This window comes from Cellulosimicrobium sp. BMG9.22, from assembly GCF_059159975.1.
On record NZ_JBZGBY010000021.1, the window covers coordinates 60,184 to 79,901 of the forward strand.

General features: G+C 73.1%; 16 protein-coding genes, 1 tRNA gene and 1 pseudogene. 12 read left to right on the forward strand and 6 right to left on the reverse strand.

Annotated features, from left to right (window positions below; translation table 11 throughout):
* Window positions 1-46 precede the first annotated feature (46 nt).
* The gene (locus tag AC4H2H_RS14260) at window positions 47-1,264 is read right to left on the reverse strand and encodes a toxic anion resistance protein (protein WP_494371470.1); all 1,218 of its coding nucleotides are present in this window, start codon (window positions 1,262-1,264) and stop codon (window positions 47-49) included.
* 302 nt (window positions 1,265-1,566) lie between these two features.
* On the opposite strand from AC4H2H_RS14260, the gene AC4H2H_RS14265 reads away from it, so the two are divergent.
* From AC4H2H_RS14265 to AC4H2H_RS14275, 3 genes are all read left to right on the forward strand, one after another.
* Window positions 1,567-2,307, forward strand: coding sequence for an SDR family NAD(P)-dependent oxidoreductase (locus AC4H2H_RS14265; protein ID WP_494371471.1), 741 nt, complete (start codon window positions 1,567-1,569; stop codon window positions 2,305-2,307).
* 55 nt (window positions 2,308-2,362) lie between these two features.
* Window positions 2,363-2,800, forward strand: a complete 438-nt coding sequence (locus AC4H2H_RS14270) for a PPOX class F420-dependent oxidoreductase (RefSeq protein ID WP_494371472.1) — start codon at window positions 2,363-2,365, stop codon at window positions 2,798-2,800.
* Window positions 2,801-2,967: 167 nt separating this feature from the next.
* Window positions 2,968-3,297 (forward strand): DUF6221 family protein, encoded by a 330-nt coding sequence (locus AC4H2H_RS14275; protein WP_494371473.1) that lies wholly within the window; start codon window positions 2,968-2,970, stop codon window positions 3,295-3,297.
* A 44-nt stretch (window positions 3,298-3,341) separates the two neighbouring features.
* Here the strand turns inward: AC4H2H_RS14275 and AC4H2H_RS14280 are convergent.
* A tRNA-Arg gene (locus AC4H2H_RS14280) sits at window positions 3,342-3,414 on the reverse strand.
* Window positions 3,415-3,560: 146 nt separating this feature from the next.
* On the opposite strand from AC4H2H_RS14280, the gene AC4H2H_RS14285 reads away from it, so the two are divergent.
* From AC4H2H_RS14285 to AC4H2H_RS14325, 9 genes are all read left to right on the forward strand, one after another.
* The gene (locus tag AC4H2H_RS14285; RefSeq protein WP_494371474.1) at window positions 3,561-5,243 is read left to right on the forward strand and encodes a GTPase; all 1,683 of its coding nucleotides are present in this window, start codon (window positions 3,561-3,563) and stop codon (window positions 5,241-5,243) included.
* Entirely contained in the window at window positions 5,240-6,826 is a 1,587-nt protein-coding gene (locus tag AC4H2H_RS14290) for a GTPase family protein (protein ID WP_494371475.1), read from the forward strand. The genes AC4H2H_RS14285 and AC4H2H_RS14290 overlap by 4 nt, the downstream gene beginning before the upstream one ends.
* Window positions 6,827-6,871: 45 nt before the next feature.
* Window positions 6,872-7,393: a single-stranded DNA-binding protein gene (locus tag AC4H2H_RS14295; RefSeq protein ID WP_494371476.1), complete on the forward strand. Its 522-nt coding sequence runs from the start codon at window positions 6,872-6,874 to the stop codon at window positions 7,391-7,393.
* A 146-nt stretch (window positions 7,394-7,539) separates the two neighbouring features.
* Window positions 7,540-9,222, forward strand: a complete 1,683-nt coding sequence (ettA, locus tag AC4H2H_RS14300; RefSeq protein WP_494371477.1) for an energy-dependent translational throttle protein EttA — start codon at window positions 7,540-7,542, stop codon at window positions 9,220-9,222.
* Between the two features lie 229 nt (window positions 9,223-9,451).
* Window positions 9,452-11,455: a dynamin family protein gene (locus tag AC4H2H_RS14305; RefSeq protein ID WP_494371478.1), complete on the forward strand. Its 2,004-nt coding sequence runs from the start codon at window positions 9,452-9,454 to the stop codon at window positions 11,453-11,455.
* Complete coding sequence (locus AC4H2H_RS14310; protein ID WP_494371479.1) at window positions 11,452-13,203, forward strand: GTPase; 1,752 nt, start codon at window positions 11,452-11,454, stop codon at window positions 13,201-13,203. Before AC4H2H_RS14305 ends, AC4H2H_RS14310 begins: the two co-directional genes overlap by 4 nt.
* 77 nt (window positions 13,204-13,280) lie before the next feature.
* A complete protein-coding gene (locus AC4H2H_RS14315) occupies window positions 13,281-13,778 on the forward strand; it encodes an acyl-CoA thioesterase (protein WP_494371480.1) in 498 nt (165 codons plus the stop codon).
* Between the two features lie 136 nt (window positions 13,779-13,914).
* Entirely contained in the window at window positions 13,915-14,400 is a 486-nt protein-coding gene (locus tag AC4H2H_RS14320; RefSeq protein WP_494371481.1) for a DNA/RNA non-specific endonuclease, read from the forward strand.
* Window positions 14,343-14,762, forward strand: a complete 420-nt coding sequence (locus AC4H2H_RS14325) for a DUF5959 family protein (protein ID WP_494371482.1) — start codon at window positions 14,343-14,345, stop codon at window positions 14,760-14,762. The genes AC4H2H_RS14320 and AC4H2H_RS14325 overlap by 58 nt, the downstream gene beginning before the upstream one ends.
* Before the next feature lie 1,053 nt (window positions 14,763-15,815).
* On the opposite strand, the pseudogene AC4H2H_RS14330 reads toward AC4H2H_RS14325, so the two are convergent.
* The 4 genes and pseudogenes from AC4H2H_RS14330 to AC4H2H_RS14345 all read right to left on the reverse strand — a co-directional run.
* Window positions 15,816-15,940, reverse strand: a pseudogene (locus AC4H2H_RS14330) (transposase); the annotation flags it as partial.
* Between the two features lie 171 nt (window positions 15,941-16,111).
* The gene (locus AC4H2H_RS14335) at window positions 16,112-17,680 is read right to left on the reverse strand and encodes an SDR family oxidoreductase (RefSeq protein WP_494371483.1); all 1,569 of its coding nucleotides are present in this window, start codon (window positions 17,678-17,680) and stop codon (window positions 16,112-16,114) included.
* Window positions 17,677-18,663: a DNA topoisomerase IB gene (locus tag AC4H2H_RS14340; protein ID WP_494371484.1), complete on the reverse strand. Its 987-nt coding sequence runs from the start codon at window positions 18,661-18,663 to the stop codon at window positions 17,677-17,679. Before AC4H2H_RS14340 ends, AC4H2H_RS14335 begins: the two co-directional genes overlap by 4 nt.
* Before the next feature lie 91 nt (window positions 18,664-18,754).
* The gene (locus AC4H2H_RS14345) at window positions 18,755-19,603 is read right to left on the reverse strand and encodes an acyl-CoA thioesterase (RefSeq protein WP_494371489.1); all 849 of its coding nucleotides are present in this window, start codon (window positions 19,601-19,603) and stop codon (window positions 18,755-18,757) included.
* Window positions 19,604-19,718: the final 115 nt, after the last annotated feature.

The following is a 19,718-nucleotide window of genomic DNA, read 5'->3' on the forward strand; positions in this document are numbered from 1 at the left end:
ATCTGTCGTGCGGGTGCGGGTGGCGTGGTGCGGGTCGGGGTTCGCCTCAGAGCCGGCCGATGTCCAGCGAGCCGTTGCCGACCTGCGACTGGTCCGAGCGCCGGGCCCGGTCGAGGTACTCGTTCGCCTTCGTCGTCTCGGTCTCGAGCACGCCGATCGTCTGCGCCATCGAGTCGAGCGCCTGCGTCTTGAACGTGGAGATCGAGTCGAGCGTCGCGTAGATGTTCTGGAACGCCTGCTGGAGCTGCGGCAGCCCGACGGTCGCGCTCGCGGCCTGCTGCTGGATGCTCGCCGACTGGTCCGCCAGCATCTTCGAGGTCGAGGCGATCATGTTCGACGTCGTCGTGTTGAGCGCGGTGATCTGGTCCAGGACGAGCTTCTGGTTCGCGAGCGCCTGCGCGACGATCACCGCGGTGCGCAGCGCGGAGACCGTCGTCGTCGTCGCGCGGTCGACACCCTTGATGAGCTCGACGTTGTTCTTCATGATGATGTCCATCGCGAGGTAGCCCTGGATGGACACCGCGAGCTGCGTGAGCAGGTCCTGGTGCTTCTGGCGGACGTAGAAGAGCACGTCCTCGCGCAGCGCCTGCGCGCGCTCGGGGTCGCTCGCCTCGAGCTCCGCGATCTTCGTCGCGAGCTGGGTGTCGAGGCGCTCCGCGATGAAGATGTACTGGTTGAGGCGCGCCATCGAGTCCCAGAGGTTCTGCTTCTCGAGGTTCAGCGCGGCGTTGTCCTTGCGCAGCTCGTCCTGGCCGTTGTAGAGCGACTGGACGATCGCGTTGAGCTGCTGCTGCGAGCTCTCGTAGCGGCGGAAGTAGTCCTGCAGCTTCCCGCCGAACGGGAACAGGCCGAGGAACTTCTTGCCCATGCTCGCCTCGCTCGGGTCGAGGTCCTCGACCGTGCGGCGCAGCTCGAGCAGCGACTTGCTCACCTTCGAGCTGTCCGAGACGCCGCCCTCGCGCAGCTCGCGCACCGGCATCTCGAGCATGCGGTTCGACACGTCCGACGCCGCGCGGATGTCCTTGTCGCCCATCTTGCGGATGTCGTCGGCCTTCGCCGCGAACTCGGGCGAGCGCGTGTCGGTCGCGAGGAGCTGGTCGAGGTAGGAGGAGACCTTCGACTCGAGACCGGGGATCGCGGCCTCGTCGACGCGTGGCGCGAGCGACGGCGCCTGCGTGGTGGCGACCGGCTTGACGGGCTCCGGGGCGCTGAGCGTGAGCGTCTCCGTCGGAGCGGGGGGCTGGAGCGGTGCTGCCTCGGTCATCTCGATCCTTCGCTCGTGCGTGCCGTCGGTCGCCGTCGGTGGCGGGGTGGGGCGGCTTGCGAGCCCCCCTCGACCCGGGCGAACCGGGCGGAACCGGCCTGCGCCGGTTGGGTGAGTATATCTACGACCGGTGGCGCGATCTTTACCCTTTCCGGACATCGGCGGGGGTGAGAACTCCCCATGCGGAGCACAACGTACGGGCGGCCGATGAGTTCCGTCCCGCCGAGGCGTCCTCCCTGTCGATCGCGGGTCGAGCGTCGTCGCGACAGCGTGCCCGCACCGCCGTGCAGAAGGAGGAAGCCGTGCAGCTCACCGGGAAGAACGCCGTGGTCTACGGGGCCGCCGGGTCGATGGGGTCGGCCGTGAGCCGGGGCTTCGCCGCCGCGGGCGCCCACGTGTACCTCGCGGGACAAACGGCAGCGACGCTCGACGCGCTCGCGGACGAGATCCGCGCCGCGGGGGGCGTGGCCGAGGCGGCCGTCGTGGACGTCGACGACGCCCGTGCCGTCCGCGACCACGCGGCGCACGTCGTCGCGGCGGCCGGGAGCCTCGACGTGTCGTTCAACGCCGTCGGGATGGACGCGGTGCAGAACGTCCCGTTCGTGGACCTCGCGCCCGACGACGTCCTGGCGCCCGTCGTGCAGGCCGTGCGGCGGCACACGCACACGGCCCAGGCCGCGGCGCGCCACATGGTCGAGCAGGGGTCCGGCGTCGTCGTCGTGCTCTCGACGACCGCCGCCCAGGAGTCGCGGCACGAGATGGGCGGGTTCAACCTCGCGTGCGCCGCCCTCGAGGCGCTCGTGCGCGGCCTCGCGGGCGAGGTCGGGCGGAACGGCGTGCGCGTCGTCGGCCTGCGGCCCAACTTCACGCCCGAGACCGCGGGTGCGACGAGCGACGACCTGCCCGACCTCGTGCGCGACACGCGGCTCGGTCGGCTCCCGCGCCTCGCCGAGGTCGCTGGTTCCGCCGTGTTCCTCGCGTCCGACGCCGCGGGCGCCACCACGGGTGTCGTGCTCGACCTGTCGTGCGGCGCGATCGTCTGAGCGCTAAGCCGGGGTCCGGCCGATGAGTCGGGCCACGTCCGGCGGTCCCACTGCCATGAGCCCTGACACCGCCGCCGAAGCCACCCACTCCGCGCCTGGACCCGCCCACGTGCCGGAGGCCGCCCGCGCGCTCGTCGCCGGGCAGCACGTCGCGCACCTCGCGACCGTCCTGCCCGACGGCGGCCCGCACGTCGTCCCGCTCTGGGTCGCCTGGGAGGGCGAGCACCTCGCGTTCCTCACCGGCCCGGGGTCGCGCAAGGCGCGCAACCTCGCGCACGACCCGCGCGTCGCGGTGTCCGTCACCGAGACCGGGAACCCGTTCGTCATGGCGACGCTGCGCGGCCGCGTGGTCCGCGTGCTCGACGGCGAGGGGGGCTGGGCGGTCGTCGACCGCATCTCCGTGCTCTACACGGGCGGGCCGTACCCGCGCGGCGAGGAACGGCACGCCTACCTGGTGGAGATCGAGCACGCGAGCGCGCCGTCGTTCGGCTGAGGCAGCGAAGTCCGTGACCGCACGAGCGGCCCGTGCCGTGGCCCGCCGGCCCGGGCGGGAGCGTACGGTGAGCCCGTGGACGAGCAGAGGACGGCGCGGCACTACCGGGTGCGGCGGACGGCTCGCCCTCGACGCGGCACGTGGTCGGCCCTGACGAGGAGCGCACCATGACCCTGCCCGAGTTCCTGCACGCCCGGATCGCCGCGGACGAGCGCCTCGCCCGCGCCGCGGCGGTCGCGCTCGCGTCCCAGGACGCGCCGCCCGTCCCGCCGGTGCCGCTGTTCGACCCGCCCCGCACGCTCGCGGAGTGCGACGCGAAGCGGCGCATCATCGACCTGGCGTACGAGGCGACCGGCTACGACATGACCGTCGACCTCGAGCGGGCGTCCTCGGCGCGGGCGGACAGCGAGCTCGCGTTCGTCGGGGACCGGATCCTGAGAGCCCTCGCACTGCCCTACGCCGACCACCCCGACTTCGACGAGGCGTGGCGGCTGTGAGCCCACGGTGCGCGGACGGGCGCCCGTCGACACGTGCTCTGCGGTGCCCCGAGCAGGACTCGAACCTGCAACCTACGGATTAGAAGGCCGTTGCTCTATCCATTGAGCTATCGAGGCGCGCAGTCATCGTAGTGGGCGTGGCGCCCGCACGGGAGTTCGGGCCGACGGACGGTCACCGCGCGGGCAGGCTCCCCGACCCGGTCCCGGTCTGCCGCGCGGCGCGTACGTTTGGCGCCGCCACCTGCAGCAGTCACTATGAACCAGTGAGAACCCCTGACGCCGCCACGAGCGACGCGAGCACCGCCCGGGCCGGGGGTCCGCCCGGCTCGTGGAGGCCCGCTCAGGCGACCGAGGAGCTGGGCGTCACCGTCTACGACGTGGCCCGTGACCTGCGGCGCGACATCGCCGACGTGCGCCTGCCGCTCCGCATCGAGGGCGCGCCCGAAGCGGACGCGTCGCGCGCCCGGCTCCTGTCCCAGCTCGACGAGCACCTCCTGCCGCGCCTGCGCGAGCTGTCCTCGCCGGCCGTCGTCGTCGTCGCCGGCTCGACGGGTGCGGGCAAGTCCACGCTGTACAACTCGTTGCTCGGCGAGGAGGTGTCGCAGGCGGGCGTGCTGCGCCCGACGACGCGCGAGCCCGTCCTCGCGTTCAACCCGCTCGACGCGGACGTGATCGTCGAGGGCCCGGTGACGCGCGTCGCGCGCGTCATCGAGCACGACGGCGTCCCGCGCGGCACCGCGCTCCTCGACGCCCCCGACCTCGACTCGCTGCTCGCCGAGAACCGCGACACCGCGAGCCAGCTGCTCGAGGCCGCGGACCTGTGGCTGTTCGTCACGACCGCGTCGCGCTACGGCGACGCCCTGCCGTGGCAGGCGCTGTCGCGCGCGAAGGAGCGCGGCGCGAGCGTCGCGATGGTGCTCAACCGCGTCCCGCGCGAGACGCTCACGACGATCCGCGGCGACCTGCTCCAGCGCCTGCGCGACCACGGCATGGACGGTGTCCCGCTGTTCGTCGTGCCCGACGTCGGACCGCACGAGGGCCTGCTCGACCGGTCGGCCGTGGCGCCCGTCGCGCGGTGGCTGACGATGCTCGCTGGCCCGGACCGCTCGCGTGCCGTGATCGTGCGCACGCTCAAGGGCGCGCTCGGCGCGCTGCCCGCGTGGGTCACGGGCGTCTCGGACGCCGTCGAGCAGCAGGTCGAGGCGGCCGCCGCGCTGCGCGCGGCGGTCGAGAAGGCCGTCCCGCCCGTCCGCGACGGCGCACGCCGGGCCGTGGTGGACGGCGTCGTCGCGCGGGGGTCGCTCGACGCGCGCTGGGCCCAGGTCGTCGGCGCCGAGCGCGTCGACCGCGTGAAGGTGCGCGGCGGCGTCGCGCGCTCGTCGAAGCGCCGGGGCCGCGCGCGCGACCTCGCGCTGGCCCCTTTGCTCGCCGAGACGCGCGACGCGGCGCAGCGCACGCTCGCGGCCGACGGGGTCCTCGGGTACGAGGCCCTGCTCGTCGCGCTCGCCGGGTCCGCCGCCCTGCCCGGCGGGAGAGACGTCCTGCCCGCCGAGGAGGACGCGGCGGCCCGCCGCGAGGCCGCGGCGACGACGCAGATCGCCCAGTGGGCCACGCGCGCGGAGCAGGCCGTCGCCGAGCTGGCCTCGTCGTCCGCCCCCGAGCCCGCGCGCGCTGCGGTCAAGGCGTTCGGCGGGTCCGGGCTCGAGGCGCTGCTGCTCGCGGGCGCCGCCGGGAACGAGGACGCCGCCCTGCTGGTACGGTCCGTGCTCGCCGACACCGGGCAGGACGCGGTCACCGCGCTGCGCGACGACCTCGCCGACCGTGCCGCGACGATGGTCGAGCGGGAGGCCGAGCCGGTCCTCACCGCGCTCGCCGTCCCCGCCCTGGCCGCGGACGCCGCCGTCGGGCTCCGCCTACGACTCGCCGAGCTGAGGAGGCTCATGTGACGTCCCACGACGCCCAGCTCCGCGCCCGGACGGACGACCTCGCGCGGGCCGTGGACCTCGCCGGCGACCGCCTCGACCCCACCGTCGCGGCCCAGGTGCGCGACGCGATCGGGGGTGTGCGCGAGCGCCTCGAGCTCGGCGTGGACCACACGGTCGTCGCGCTCGCGGGCGGTACCGGGTCCGGCAAGTCGAGCCTGTTCAACCGCGTCTCGCGGCTCGACTTCGCGGACGTCGGGGTCAAGCGGCCCACGACGGCGCGCGTGACGTCGTGCTCGTGGAGCGACGCCGCGACGGCGCTGCTCGACTGGCTCGACGTCGACCCGGAACGCCGCATCACGCGCGACGGCGAGCTCGACGGCGACGACGAGATCGCGCTCGGCGGGCTCGTCCTGCTCGACCTGCCCGACCACGACTCGATCGAGCCCGCGCACCGGGCCGTCGTCGACCGCGTCCTGCCGCTCGTCGACCTGCTCGTGTGGGTCGTGGACCCGCAGAAGTACGCGGACGACGCGCTGCACTCCGGGTACCTGCGCAAGTCGACCGGCCTCGAGGGGTCGATGGTCGTCGCGCTCAACCAGATCGACACCGTGCCGCCCGGGCGGCGCGAGTCGCTCGTGGAGGACATGGGCCGGCTCCTCGAGGAGGACGGTCTCGACGGCGTCTACGTCACCACCGTCTCCGCGCGCACGGGCGAGGGGCTCGACGAGCTGCGCTCGCTGCTCGAGCAGGCGGTCGCGCGGCGCAGCGTCGCGGCGAGCCGCGTCGCCGGCGAGCTCGACCGTGCGGGCGCGCTGCTCCTCGAGCAGCTCCCCGGCGACGTGCCCTGGACCATGAGCACCGCGGTCGAGGAGGAGGTCGAGGCGCTCGCGGGCGCGACGGGCCTCCCGGCCGTCGCCGGCCAGGTCGGCGCCGCGGTCCGCAACGGCTACGGGCGGCCCGAGTTCTCCCCGCCCCAGCCCGACGCCGTCGCGCTGTCGCGCTCGCGATGGATCGCTCGCGCGGGCCGGTCGCTGCGGCCCGGCTGGCAGAAGGCGCTCGACGGGGCCGTCGCGCCGTCGGACCGCGTGGCGGACGCGACGCGGTCTGCGCTCGCGAAGATCCCGCTCGACACCCGCGGCCCGTCGTCGGCCCGCCCCACGCGGCGCGCGGCGTGGTCCGCGCTCGGCCTCGGGGTCGTCGCGGGTGTCCTCGCGGTGCTCGGCTCGATCGGCGTGCTCGACCTCGGCGGGACGCTCGTCACCGTGTGCGCCGTCGTGGCCGCCGTCGCGGTGCTCGGCGCGGTCGTGGCCTTCCTCGTCGCTCTCCAGGTCCGCCGCACGCTCGCGCGGCGGCGCGAGCAGCAGGTCCTCGCGTCGGGCCGCGGGGCGATCGAGCGGGTCGTCCAGGAGGCGATGGGCAAACCCACGCAGGACCTGCTCGACACGCACAGGCAGGTCCGCGAGCTGGCGCAGTCCGCGCGCGACAAGGCGCCCGCTGCCCCGCTCACCGGGGCTCTACGGCTACCCACAGGCCCGGATCTCGCGCGCCCGTCCACAGGCGAGGGATCGACGCCGGACGGCGCCGCCGCACCGGCCGCACCCTGAGGCGGTGGCCGGGACCGTCCCGGCCGCCGAACCTCAGGAGGAACCATGCACGGTGACGTCACGGTCACGCTCTCCGGCTTCGTCGCGACGACGCCCACCCTCTTCACGTCCTCGTCCGGCAACGACTTCACGAGCTTCCGCATCGCCCAGACGCGTCGCTACCTCGACCGCGAGCGCGGGGAGTGGGTCGACGGCAAGACGCTCTGGTTCACGGTCAAGGCGTGGAAGGCCGTCGCGCGCAACGTCGCGATCTCGCTCCACAAGGGCGACCCCGTCGTCGTCACGGGCCGGCTCGCCGTCGACGAGTGGGACGGCCCCGACGGTCCGCGCACGAGCCTCGTCGTCGAGGCGACGGCCCTCGGCCCGGACCTGTCGCTCGGCGAGGCGCGCTTCGCCCGCACGGTCCACCGGCGCGAGAAGCCCGACGGCACGAGCGGAGCCGGCGACGCGTTCGCGAACGGCGCGTTCGAGCAGGGCGGGCAGGGGGACGCTGGGACGCCGGCCGGCACGACGTCGGACACGCTCGTCGAGGACGTCCTCGCCGAGGGCGAGCTCGCGCCCGTCTGACGGGCGCGCCCGGCCCCGTGGGGGTCGGACCGTCGCGCGGTGGTCGCCGAAGCTGCGACGCGCCGTGCGACGGCCCGACCGCGTAGGCTGAGTGGTCGACGATCCCCGACCGACCCCGACCGACCGAAACGGTGGAATAACAGGCTGTGGCTGAGTTCATCTACTCCATGTACAAGGCGCGCAAGGCGCACGGCGACAAGGTCATCCTCGACGACGTCTCCCTGAACTTCCTGCCTGGCGCCAAGATCGGCGTCGTCGGCCCCAACGGTGCCGGGAAGTCCACGATCCTCAAGATCATGGCGGGCATCGACACGCCGTCGAACGGCGAGGCGCGCCTCTCCCCGGGGTACAGCGTGGGCATCCTGCTGCAGGAACCGCCGCTCAACGAGGAGAAGACCGTCCTCGGCAACGTGCAGGAGGCCGTCGCCGATATCCTCGCCAAGAAGCAGCGCTTCGACGAGATCTCCGCGCTGATGGCGGAGCCCGACGCCGACTTCGACGCCCTGCTCGCCGAGATGGGCACGCTGCAGGAGGCGATCGACGCCGCCGACGCGTGGGACCTCGACTCCCAGCTCGAGCAGGCCATGGACGCGCTGCGCTGCCCGCCGCCGGACGCCGACGTGTCCGTGCTGTCCGGTGGTGAGCGCCGCCGCGTCGCGCTGTGCAAGCTCCTGCTCGAGAAGCCCGACCTGCTGCTGCTCGACGAGCCCACCAACCACCTCGACGCCGAGTCCGTGCTGTGGCTCGAGCAGCACCTCGCGGCGTACCCCGGCGCCATCCTCGCCGTCACCCACGACCGGTACTTCCTCGACCACGTCGCGGAGTGGATCTGCGAGGTCGACCGCGGGCGCCTGTACCCGTACGAGGGCAACTACTCGACCTATCTCGAGAAGAAGGGCGAGCGTCTGCAGGTCCAGGGCAAGAAGGACGCGAAGCTCGCCAAGCGCCTCAGGGAGGAGCTCGAGTGGGTCCGGTCCAACGCCAAGGGCCGCCAGACCAAGTCCAAGGCGCGCCTCGCCCGGTACGAGGAGATGGCGGCCGAGGCGGAGCGCACGAGGAAGCTCGACTTCGAGGAGATCCAGATCCCGCCGGGCCCGCGCCTGGGCAGCCTGGTGCTCGAGGCGTCGAACCTGCAGAAGGGCTTCGACGGGCGCCAGCTCATCGACGGCCTGAGCTTCACGCTGCCGCGCAACGGCATCGTCGGCGTCATCGGCCCCAACGGCGTCGGCAAGACGACGCTGTTCAAGACGATCGTCGGCCTCGAGCCCCTCGACGGCGGCGACCTCAAGGTCGGCGAGACCGTCTCGATCTCGTACGTCGACCAGTCCCGCGGTGGCATCGACCCGAAGAAGACGCTGTGGGAGGTCGTGTCCGACGGGCTCGACTTCATCAAGGTCGGCAACGTCGAGATCCCGTCGCGTGCGTACGTCGCGTCGTTCGGGTTCAAGGGCCCCGACCAGCAGAAGCCCGCCGGCGTGCTGTCCGGTGGTGAGCGCAACCGCCTCAACCTCGCGCTCACGCTCAAGCAGGGCGGCAACCTCCTGCTCCTCGACGAGCCCACGAACGACCTCGACGTCGAGACCCTCGGCTCGCTCGAGAACGCGCTGCTCGAGTTCCCCGGCTGCGCCGTCGTGGTCTCCCACGACCGGTGGTTCCTCGACCGCGTCGCGACGCACATCCTCGCGTACGAGGGCACCGAGGAGGACCCGGCGAACTGGTACTGGTTCGAGGGCAACTTCGCGTCGTACGAGGAGAACAAGGTCGAGCGCCTCGGCGCCGACGCGGCCCGTCCGCACCGCGTGACGTACCGCAAGCTCACGCGCGACTGATCCGTTCGGTGTTGTCGGGCGGGCGCCGCGTACGCCCGCCCGGCGTCCACGACGGCGCGCGCGGGTCTTCCATCCGGCCGCTCGTTCCTCGCGGCCTCCCGCCAGGCGCGCCACGACCCGCGCGCGCCGTCGTTCCCGCCGGGCTCGTCCTTTGGCTCGCCTCGCCGTCGTTCGCGGCGGGCGAGTGTCCCATCGGGCCTGACCTGCGGGGCTGCGGCAGACTGGCGGGATGACGGCGACCGGCGGACCCGAGGACGACATCGTCCGCGGGGGCGCCGTGGCCGCTGCGGCAGCGGGGACCGCGGGGCTCGTCGAGGCGCTCGAGATCCTGCGGGGGCGGCTCGCGGCCGTACGGCTGCCGCTCGAGCTGCCGGGAGCGTCGGCCGCACGCGACGACCTGGACCACGCGGTGCACCAGCTCGACGACTACCTGCTGCCACGGTTGCGCTCGAACGCGGCGCCGTTGCTCGTCGTCGTGGGCGGGTCGACGGGCGCGGGCAAGTCCACGCTCGTGAACTCTCTGCTCGGTGAGCACGTGTCCGCACCGGGCGTGCTGCGCCCCACGACGCGCGCGCCCGTGCTCGTGCACCACCCGCTCGACGAGCGGTGGTTCTCCACCGACCGCGTGCTGCCGACGCTCGCCCGCATGAGCGAGCACGGGACGCGGACCGCTCCCTCCGGCGCTGCGGGCGACGGTCCCTCGGCGGACCGTCCTCCTGCCGATCCGGCGCGCACGTTGCGGCTCGTCGCGAGCGACGCGCTGCCGCAGGGGCTCGCGCTCGTGGACGCGCCCGACGTCGACTCCGTCGAGACGGCGAACCGCGAGCTCGCGGGCCAGCTCCTCGCCGCGGCCGACCTGTGGCTCTTCGTCACGACGGCGGCCCGCTACGCCGACGCCGTCCCGTGGGAGCTGCTGCACCGCGCGGCGGAGCGGCGCGCGCAGGTCGCGATCGTGCTCGACCGGGTCGATCCCGGGGCCGAGGCGGTCGGCGACGACCTGCGCCGGATGATGGACGAGAACGGGCTCGGGCGGGCGGCCCTGTTCGTCGTCGGGGAGGTCGAGCTGGTCGACGGCCTGCTGCCCGAGTCGGCCGTCGCGGAGATCGCCGCGTGGCTCTCGGACCTCGGCGCGGACGCGGACGCGCGCGACCGGGTCGCGACCGCGACGCGGGACGGCGTCGTCGACGACCTCGTGCGGCGCAGCGTGCTCGTCGCGGGCGCGGTGGACGCCCAGGCGACGTCCGACGCACGGCTGCGCGACGCCGTCGGGCGCGCGTACGACGACGCGGCGACGACCGTCGAGGCCGCGACGAGCGACGGCGCGCTCCTGCGCGGCGAGGTGCTCGCGCGCTGGCAGGACTTCGTGGGGACGAGCGACCTGTTCCGCTCGGTCGAGCAGGGCGTGGGCCGGGTGCGCGATGCGATCGGCTCGTTCTTCCGCGGGCGACCGGCGCAGGCACCGCAGGTCGAGCAGGCCATCGCGCACGGGCTGGAGGCGGTCGTGCTCGACGCCGCGGACGCCGCCGCGGAGCGCGCCTACGGCACGTGGCGCGCCGACCCGGCCGGGGCGGCGCTGCTCGAGGGACTGGACCTGTCGCGCGCGTCGGTCGGGGCCCGTGCCCGGATCGCGGACGAGATCCGGGGCTGGCAGTCGGACGTGCTCGAGCTCGTGCGCGAGCAGGGCGCCGGCAAGCGGGGGGCCGCGCGTGCGCTGTCGTTCGGCATCAACGGGCTCGGCCTGAGCCTCATGGTCGTCGTGTTCGCCTCCACCGGGGGTCTCACGGGTGCGGAGGTCGGGATCGCGGGTGGCACCGCGATCCTGGCGCAGAAGCTCCTCGAGGCCGTGTTCGGCGACGACGCCGTCCGGCGCCTGACGCGTACGGCCCGCGAGCGGCTCGAGATCCGGGTCGCCGCGGTGCTCGGGCACGAGGCCGCGCGGTACACCGCGCAGCTCGACGCGCTCGGCACGGCGGACGCGGCCGAGACGGCGCGCTCGGTGCGCGAGGCGGGCCGGGCGGTGGAGGGCGCCGCGCGGCTCGAGCGGTCCGCGCGTCCGGCGCCGGACGACGTGCGGGGCCCTCGGCCGGGTCGGCACGCCGCGCGGCTCCTGCGCGGTGCGGCGTCAGGTCTTCCGACGACGCGGAACGGGGAGCGCGCGGAGGCGGCGGCGCACGACGACGTCGCCCGCCCCGGGTTCTGGCGCCGGCTGTTCGGGGGCGGTGGTCCAGCATGAGCATCGACCTCGCGGCCCGCACCGCCGCCCTCGACTCGGCCGTGCGCGCGGGCGAGGGCCGGATCGACCCGGACCTCCTCGCCGACGCGCGCGCCGTCGTCGCCCGGGCGCGGGAGCGCGCCGGGTTGTCGGCCGACCACACCGTCGTGGCGCTCGCGGGCGCCACGGGGTCGGGCAAGTCGTCGGTCCTCAACGCGCTCGCCGGCGCCGAGCTCGCGGCGGTCGGCGTGCAGCGCCCGACGACGTCCCACCCGCTCGCGGCCGTCTGGGGGTCCGGCGGGTCGGGGGGCGGCTCCGGCGCGGGCGAGCTGCTCGACTGGCTCGAGGTGCGACGTCGGCACGACATGGGCGCCCCGCTCGCGTCGGGCGACCCCGACCCGGAGCACGGCCCGGGCGGCCTGCGCGCACTGCTGCGCGGGCGTCGCGCCACCGAGGTCACGAGCGGCCTCGTGCTGCTCGACCTGCCGGACCACGACTCCGTCGTCGTCGAGCACCGCGTGCGCGCCGAGCGCCTCGTGGAGCGGGCGGACCTGCTCGTGTGGGTCGTCGACCCGCAGAAGTACGCCGACGCCGCCCTGCACGAGCGCTACCTGCGCCCGCTCGCCGGGCACGGTGCCGTGGTCGTCGTCGTGCTCAACCAGGTGGACCGCCTGACCCCGGCTGACGCCGACGCGTGCCTCGCGGACCTGCGCCGCCTCGTAGCGCAGGACGGGCTGGCCGACGCGCGCGTGCTCGGGGTGTCGGCGCGGACCGGGCAGGGACTCGACGAGCTCCGCGGCCTGCTCGCGGACGCGGCCGCGCGCCGTCGTGCCGCGAACGACCGGATCGTCGCGGACGAGCGGGCGGTCGCGCGCCGCCTCGCCGCCGCCTGCGGGGAACCACCGCCCGAGCGGGCCGCGCAGCGCGCACGCGAGGGGCTCGTCGACGCGCTCGAGGCCGCGGCCGGCGTGCCGACCGTCGTGGCGGCGGTGCGGGGGTCCGCCGTCCGCGACGCGCGCGCCGCGACCGGCTGGCCGGTGACACGCTGGGTGGGGCGGTTCCGGCCCGACCCCTTGCGCAGGATCGGGCTACGCGTCGGTCCCGCCCCGGGCTCCGCCCGCGCCCGCGCCGCCTCCGGCCTCCAGGGGTCGGGCGAGACCGTCCGCCCCGAGCTCGCGCGCACGTCGCTGCCGACCGTGTCGCCGGCCTTGCGCGCCACGGCGCAGACGGCCGTGCGCGACTACGTCGACGCCGCGACCGAGGGGTTCCCCGACGCGTGGGCGCTCGCGGCGCGCCACCGGGTCACGGACGGGACGAACGGTCTCGCCGACGCGCTCGACCAGGCCGTCGCGGGGGCCGGGCTCGACGCCCCGCGCAGGCCGACGTGGTGGCGCGTCGTCGGGACGTTCCAGTGGCTCGTGCTCGCGGCGCTCGTCGTCGGGCTGCTGTGGCTCGCCGCCCTGTGGGGGTTCGCGTACCTACGCCTGCCCGAGCCGCCGACGCCCGTCCTGACGCTCGGCGGCACCGGGGCGCCCGAGGTCCCGTGGCCGACGCTGCTCGTCCTCGGCGGGGTCGTCGTCGGCGTCCTCGTCGCGCTCGTCTCGCGCGCTGCGGCAGCGGTCGGCGGCAGACGGCGGGCCGCCCGGGCGCGACGACGGCTGCGCGAGGCGGTCGGCCGCGTCGCCGATTCCCTCGTGCGGCTCCCCGTGGGCGAAGAGCTCGAGGCGCTCTCCCGCTGTCGGACGGCGGCGCTCGTCGCCGCCTCCTGACCCGCGGGGGAGAATGGTGGCGGCCGGTGACCTGAGCAACCGTCACCGGCCGTGTCACGCCGAGCGAGAGGACCCTCATGACCCGCCTGCACGTCCCCGTCTCCCTGCGGTGGTCCGACCTCGACGCGTACGCGCACGTCAACAACGTCGAGATGTTCCGGCTGCTCGAGGACGCGCGCATCACGGCGTTCTGGACCCACCCCGAGGCCGGCGAGGACGCGTGGCCGACGGCGGTCCTCGAGACCGGTCCGCACGCGACCAGCCACACGCTCGTCGCGCGCCAGGAGATCCAGTACCTGCGCCCGCTCGCGTTCACGCGCACGCCCGTGCGGGTCGAGCTGTGGCTCGGGCACCTCGGCGGCGCGAGCATCGAGGTCTGCTACGAGGTGCACGACGGCGCGGCCCGGTTCGACCGCACCGGCCCCACCTCCGGCGGCGAGCCCTACGCGAAGGCCGCGACGACGATCGTCGTCGTCGACGCGGCGACCGGCCGGCCGCGGAGGCTGACCGACGTCGAGCGCGACGCGTGGGAGCCGTACGTCGAGGAGCCGTTGACGTTCCGTCGTCGGGGCTGAGCCAGGCGCCCTCGGCCGCGACGCCTTGTTCAGCGGGCCCAGGTGGCAGAGCACCGCCGGTTCGCAGCCTCTGGATGATCCACAGGTGTCGCCGCGCGAGTTATCCACATGCCGCCGGGCGTGTCGTGCGACTCACGTGACTGACAAGGGCAGGGCTCAAGGCGCTTTCGCCTGTTTGGTTCCTACGAGTTCTCTGGACAAGGATACGCGTAAGCCTGCCACGCCGGCCAGATTCGCATCTGGCACGATGGACCGGTCGCATCTTCTCGCCCGGCAGTTCGGTGGAAAGAGCGACGTGGGCAATATTGTTCCAATGTATTCTCTGGCAAACCGCAGTACCGTTTGGGGCATGCGCGCGGTCGAAAACCAGGTCAGGGAGCAGTTGCGTTCGGGAAATGCCGTGTTCTACAGCGCCATTCCCGTCTACGGAACTCCGCACGGAACTGGCGTTCCGATTGGTGTTAACATGACGATGTGGTCCGAGGCGACTGGCCAGCAGGAGAGTTTCGTTCCGAACGTGCCAAATAGGCTTCCGGCATCCTTGATGCAAGAGAGGAATGTGCGATGGAGTTTCCGCACTTGCTTGCTCGCTTCGCTGGCGAGGAGAACTCTTTCACGCTGACGCTTGGGCAGCCCGGTCAGCTACCGCGCGGCGGAGTGGAGCCGGAGTTCCCGGCCTCGTTCCGTCTGCAGACGAGCCTGTGCACCGGCGATATCCCCTCGCTTGTTGCCTTCGAGGACCTGGACGAGTGGGAAACAGTGCTCGACGAGCTGGGCGCGCGGCAGAATGTTGTTTGGCGCGAGTTTGGGCGTGATATTGAGCTCGGGTTTCGCTGGGAAGAGGCAGAAGAAGATTGGTGGGTTGAGATCAAAGACCCCTCCTGGAGGGTGAAGATTGGTTTGGCCACATCCATTGATGAAGATTGGTTGCTGGATGCGCGAAATCGCCTCGGTCAACTAGAGGAGTATATTCGTACTCTTTAAGGGCTGTCCCGCAACTGGTCGGTCTCGCGTGGGATGATGCGCGGGTGTGAGAGCAATCTCGGTATCGGACGTTGCGTGGGTCGAGCCGTTCTTCGGGGCCTCGCCCCTCGCACGTTCTCGCGGCTGGCGCCTCAACTGGCGCAGGCCGTTAAGGTCGTCCGGCAGGTCGGCGGTGAAGGCTGGAGCTCGAACTAGCGAATGTCTGGAACGGGCTCAAGAATTCCTACAACCAGATCTCCGATCAGTGCCGAACAGGTCAGCTGAGCAAGCCACTGCAACGGTTACCATCGCGGCAGCAAACCAAGAAGCCTCCGCTCAACGGAATTCCCGACGTGCCCGCCTCGTCGATTCCGATTTACCGGACTCCGGCGGTCGAGAATGTTGCCGATGAATTGGCAAACGGGCCGAACCCGGCAAACCACCAAGTCGGCGATGCGTCCGCGTGCTTCGGAGCGCACAGTGTCGCTCGCGACTACGTGAGAGTGCCGGGATATGCTGACGGGATGGTTCGATACGACATGCACCCTGTTTTCCTCCAACAGTTCCAAGATGTCGCCTTCCGCTATGACTGGCAGGGCCCCGGTGGAGCGGCGCGGATCGAATGGGCTATTCCTGCCGATCGGCTAAGCAACTTCAACGGGCTGACCTTGAATCGATCGTGGGTGGACGGCCGATGACATTACGTCTTCATGGTGAATACCCCGCAAGAGTCACTAGCTCTTTGTCTTAGGGCCTCATGGTCAGCCTCGCCGACGGTGAGCAAGTGTTGGTGGACAGGACAAGGTTTGGAGCCACGACTCCAGAGTCCGGTACTGAGGTTGTGGTGGTGATCCTCGACGATGCGCGTACCCCCGTACGAGGAAGCTTACTCACGGCCGACCGCGTGATTGCTCGCCAGAAGCGCGAGGGAGGAGGTGCGGGCGACGCAATGTAGGGGTGCTGGCATCGACGACCGAACGACCCTGACCTACCCCGCGCGATCTCTTACACAGAGAAGTTGACAGGCTCATCGGTCGCCGGTCTGAGCCTCCTGGAAAATGTCGGCGGTTCGACTGCGAGCAACTCCTGCAGAACACGGTCCCAGGTCCCGTCGCCGGCAGAACCGCGATGCCGCTTCGACACCGTCTTCCAGGACCCGAACTCCTCACGCGGCAGATCCGCCACGGGATCCCGGTCCGATACCCTCGACAACTTTGCGACTGTCCACGAACGGGCGAACCCGACGACAATCGTTCGTCGCCAACAGCGGCTCGCTCCGCTCCCACTGCGTTTCGGACAACGACCGGAACCGCGACGAACTCACCCGACCATCATGACGCGAGCCCCACCACCCCATTGGGAGACATTCCCTAGCCATCCGCGGCCCCTCGCCCGAGCGGCGTACCACCTGCGCCGGACCGCGCCGCACGCTCGGCGGCACGTGCGACGTTGCGCTGCATCCCGCCGAACACGACGCCGTGGAACGGCTTGACCGCCCACCAGTAGAGCTGGCCGGCGAGGCCGTGCGGGTGGAACAGCGCGCGCTGGGCGAAGAACGTGCGGTCGGGGCCGCTCGCCTCCTGCGGCGACGGGCCGACGTCGTCCGCGTCCGTGACCTCCTCCGCCGCCTCGTCGACGCGCAGCTCGAGCCACGCCAGGCCGGGGGTGCGCATCTCGGCGCGCAGGAGGAGCCGGCGCCCGGGCTCGATCGCCTCGACGCGCCAGAAGTCCACGACGTCGTCCACGAGCAGGCGCTGCTCGTCACGGCGCCCGCGCCGCAGCCCTGGCCCGCCGACCAGCCGGTCGAGGAGACCGCGCACGCGCCAGGCGAGCGACCACGAGTACCAGCCGCCCTGGCCGCCGATCTCCTCGATGACGCGCCACAGGACGTCGCGCGGTGCCTCGACGACCGTGCGGCGCTCGTCCGTGTAGAGCGAGCCGCCCGCCCAGTCGGGGTCGCTCGGGAGCGGGTCGGACGGCGCGCCCGGGTCGGCGGCGGACGACCACCGCGTGGACACCTCGCCGTCGTGGATGCGCTCGAGCGCGAGCTCGACGGCGCGGTCGAAGCCGATGAGCCCCTCGGGCGGGTCGGGCACGTACCGCGCGATGTCGTGCTCCGAGCACACGACCTCGTGCTGGAGCGACTCGACGAGCGGGCGGGCGATGCCGCTTGGCACGGGCGTGACGAGACCGACCCACAGGCTCGAGAGCTTCGGCGTGAGCACGGGCACGGACACGATGCGCCGCCGGGGCAGGCCCGCGACCCTTGCATAGCGCTGCATCATGTCGCGGTAGGTGAGCACCTCGGGGCCGCCGATGTCGAACGCGCGAGACACGTCGGGCGGCATCGAGGCGGAACCTACGAGGTAGCGGAGCACGTCGCGGACGGCGATGGGCTGGATCCGGTTGTCGACCCACTTCGGCGTGGTCATCGCGGGCAGGCGCTCGGTGAGGTAGCGCATCATCTCGAAGCTCGCCGACCCCGAGCCGAGGATGACCGCCGCCTGGAGCACCGTCGTCGGGACGCCCGACGCGAGCAGGATCTCGCCGACCTCCTTGCGCGAGGCCAGGTGGCGCGACAGCTCGCCCTCCGGCACGTCGGGGAACATGCCGCCGAGGTACACGACGCGCCCGACCCCCGCCTCGCGTGCCGCCTGCGCGAACGTCAGCGCGGTGCGGCGGTCGCGAGCCTCGAAGGTCACGCCGGTGCCGAGGGAGTGGATGAGGTAGTACGCGACGTCCACGCCCTCGAGCGCCGCGCGGATCTGGTCGAGGTCGCTCGCGTCCGCGGCGACGGGCTCGACGTCGTCGACCCACTCGCGGCCCGCGAGCCGCTCCGGGTGCCGGGCGAGCGCGCGCACCTCGATCCCCGCGCGCAGCAGCTCGGGGACGAGCCGCCCGCCGACGTACCCCGTGACGCCCGTGACCGCCGCCCTCACGAGAGCAGCTCCAGGACCTCGCGCTCGGCGCGGGTCTGCGAGCGCGTCGAGCCGATGGTCTCGCCGCGCTCCCACAGGTCGAACAGCCGCGGGTCGATGTACGAGGACCGCGCGACCGCGGGCGTGTTCCCGAGCTCCTCCGCGACGTCCTTGACGATCCCCTTCACCACCCGGCGCCGGGCGCGGTCGGAGCGGGGCGGGGCGCCGGCGTCGGCCAGGGCGCGCGCCGCGAGGACCGTCGCGTGCCAGGTGCGGAAGTCCTTCGGCGTGGCGTCCTCGCCGAGCCGCTCCTTGATGCCCGCCTGGACGTCCGCGCTCGTCACGTCGCGCCACACCGCCTGGCCGGTGGCGTCCTCCTCGCGCCACGCCAGCAGCTCGACGCCGCCCCGCCGCCGCTTGAGCGTGGTCACGAGCTCGGCCACGATCGGGTCGTCGACCACCACGTCGCGCACCTGGCCCGACTTCGCCGGGTAGTGGAAGTGGACGCTGCCGTCGCGCCGGACGGTTGCGTGCTCCTTGCGGATCGTGGCGAGCCCGTAGCTCTTGTTCTGCTTCGCGTAGACCTCGCCGCCGGCGCGGAAGTACGCGAGGTCGAGCAAACGGAACGCGAGCGCGAGCACCGTGTCCCGGCCCATGCCCGGGGCGGCCAGCTCGCGCGCGACCCGACGACGCGCCGCGGTGAGGCGGCGGCCGACGTCGAGCACATGGTCGTGCTTGCGGCGCGACCGTCGGACCTGCCACTGCTCGTGGTAGAGGTACTGGCCGCGCCCCGCGGCGTCCCGCCCGAACGCCTGGATGTGGCCGTTCGGGTACCGGCAGATCCAGACGTCCTCCCACGCCGGTGGTACGGCGAGGCGCGTGCACCGCGCGACCTCGTCCTCGTCGGCCAGAGGCAGGCCCTCGAGGCCGAGGAACACCCACGCGTCGCCCTTCGGACGGCGCGAGTAGCCGGGCGAGGTCACGGAGACACGGCGCAGTCGCACCCGGTCAGTGTGGGGTCGGCCGCTCGCGGTCGCAGCCCGGGCGGTGCGACGGCACCGTCGCAGTCTCTCGCCGGTCTTGCCCGCCGCGGGGTCATAGCGCCGGGAGGCGGACCATGCCCTCCTGCGCGATGGACGCGACGAGCGTGCCGTCCTGGGCGAACACGCGGGCCGCGCCGAGGCCGCGGCCGCCCTGCGCGCTCGACGCGGACTGCACGTAGAGCAGCCAGTCGTCGACGCGCGCGTCGCGGTGCCACCACATCGCGTGGTCGAGGCTCGCGATCGACAGGTCGGGCGTGATCCAGCCCACGCCCGCCTCGCGCAGTATCGGCTCGAGCATCACCTGGTCGCACGCGTACGCCATGAGGGCGCGGTGCAGCAGCTGGTCGTCGCCGACGTCGCCGCGCGCCCGCATCCAGACCATCTGGTGGTCCTTCGGCTCGTGGTCGGGGCCGAGGTAGAGCGAGCCGCCGACGTGCCGCAGCTCGAAGGCAGAGTGGTGCGACCAGAAGCGCGCGATCGGGTGGTCGATGCCGCCGAGCACGTCGAGCGCGGAGGGCACGTCCTCCGGGGGCGGCGCGTCCGGCATCGGCGACGAGTGCTCGATGCCGCCCTGGTCCTCCTGGAACGACGCGATCATCGACAGGATGGGCTTGCCGTGCTGGATCGCGTGCGTGCGCCGCGCGCTGAACGACCGGCCGTCGCGCAGCCGCTCGACGGCCAGGTCGATCGGCACGTCGAGGCTCCCGGGGCGCAGGAAGTAGCCGTGGAGCGAGTGGGGGAGCCGCCCGTCGGGCACGGTCCGCCCGGCCGCGAGGACCGCCTGCGCGAGCACCTGGCCCCCGTACACGCGCCCGGTCGGCTGGTGCACGCTCACCCCCCGGAAGTGCTCCGGGTCCGCGGCGGACCCGTCGCCGTCGCCGATCCGCTCGAGCTGCAGCACCTCGAGGAGGTGGCCGAGGGGGTTGGGGACCTGCTCGAGGGGCGCCGCGGGCGACGTGGGGCCGGGGGAGGTGTGCTCGGGGGTCACGGGGTGGGCTCCTTCGCTCGGGCGGTCG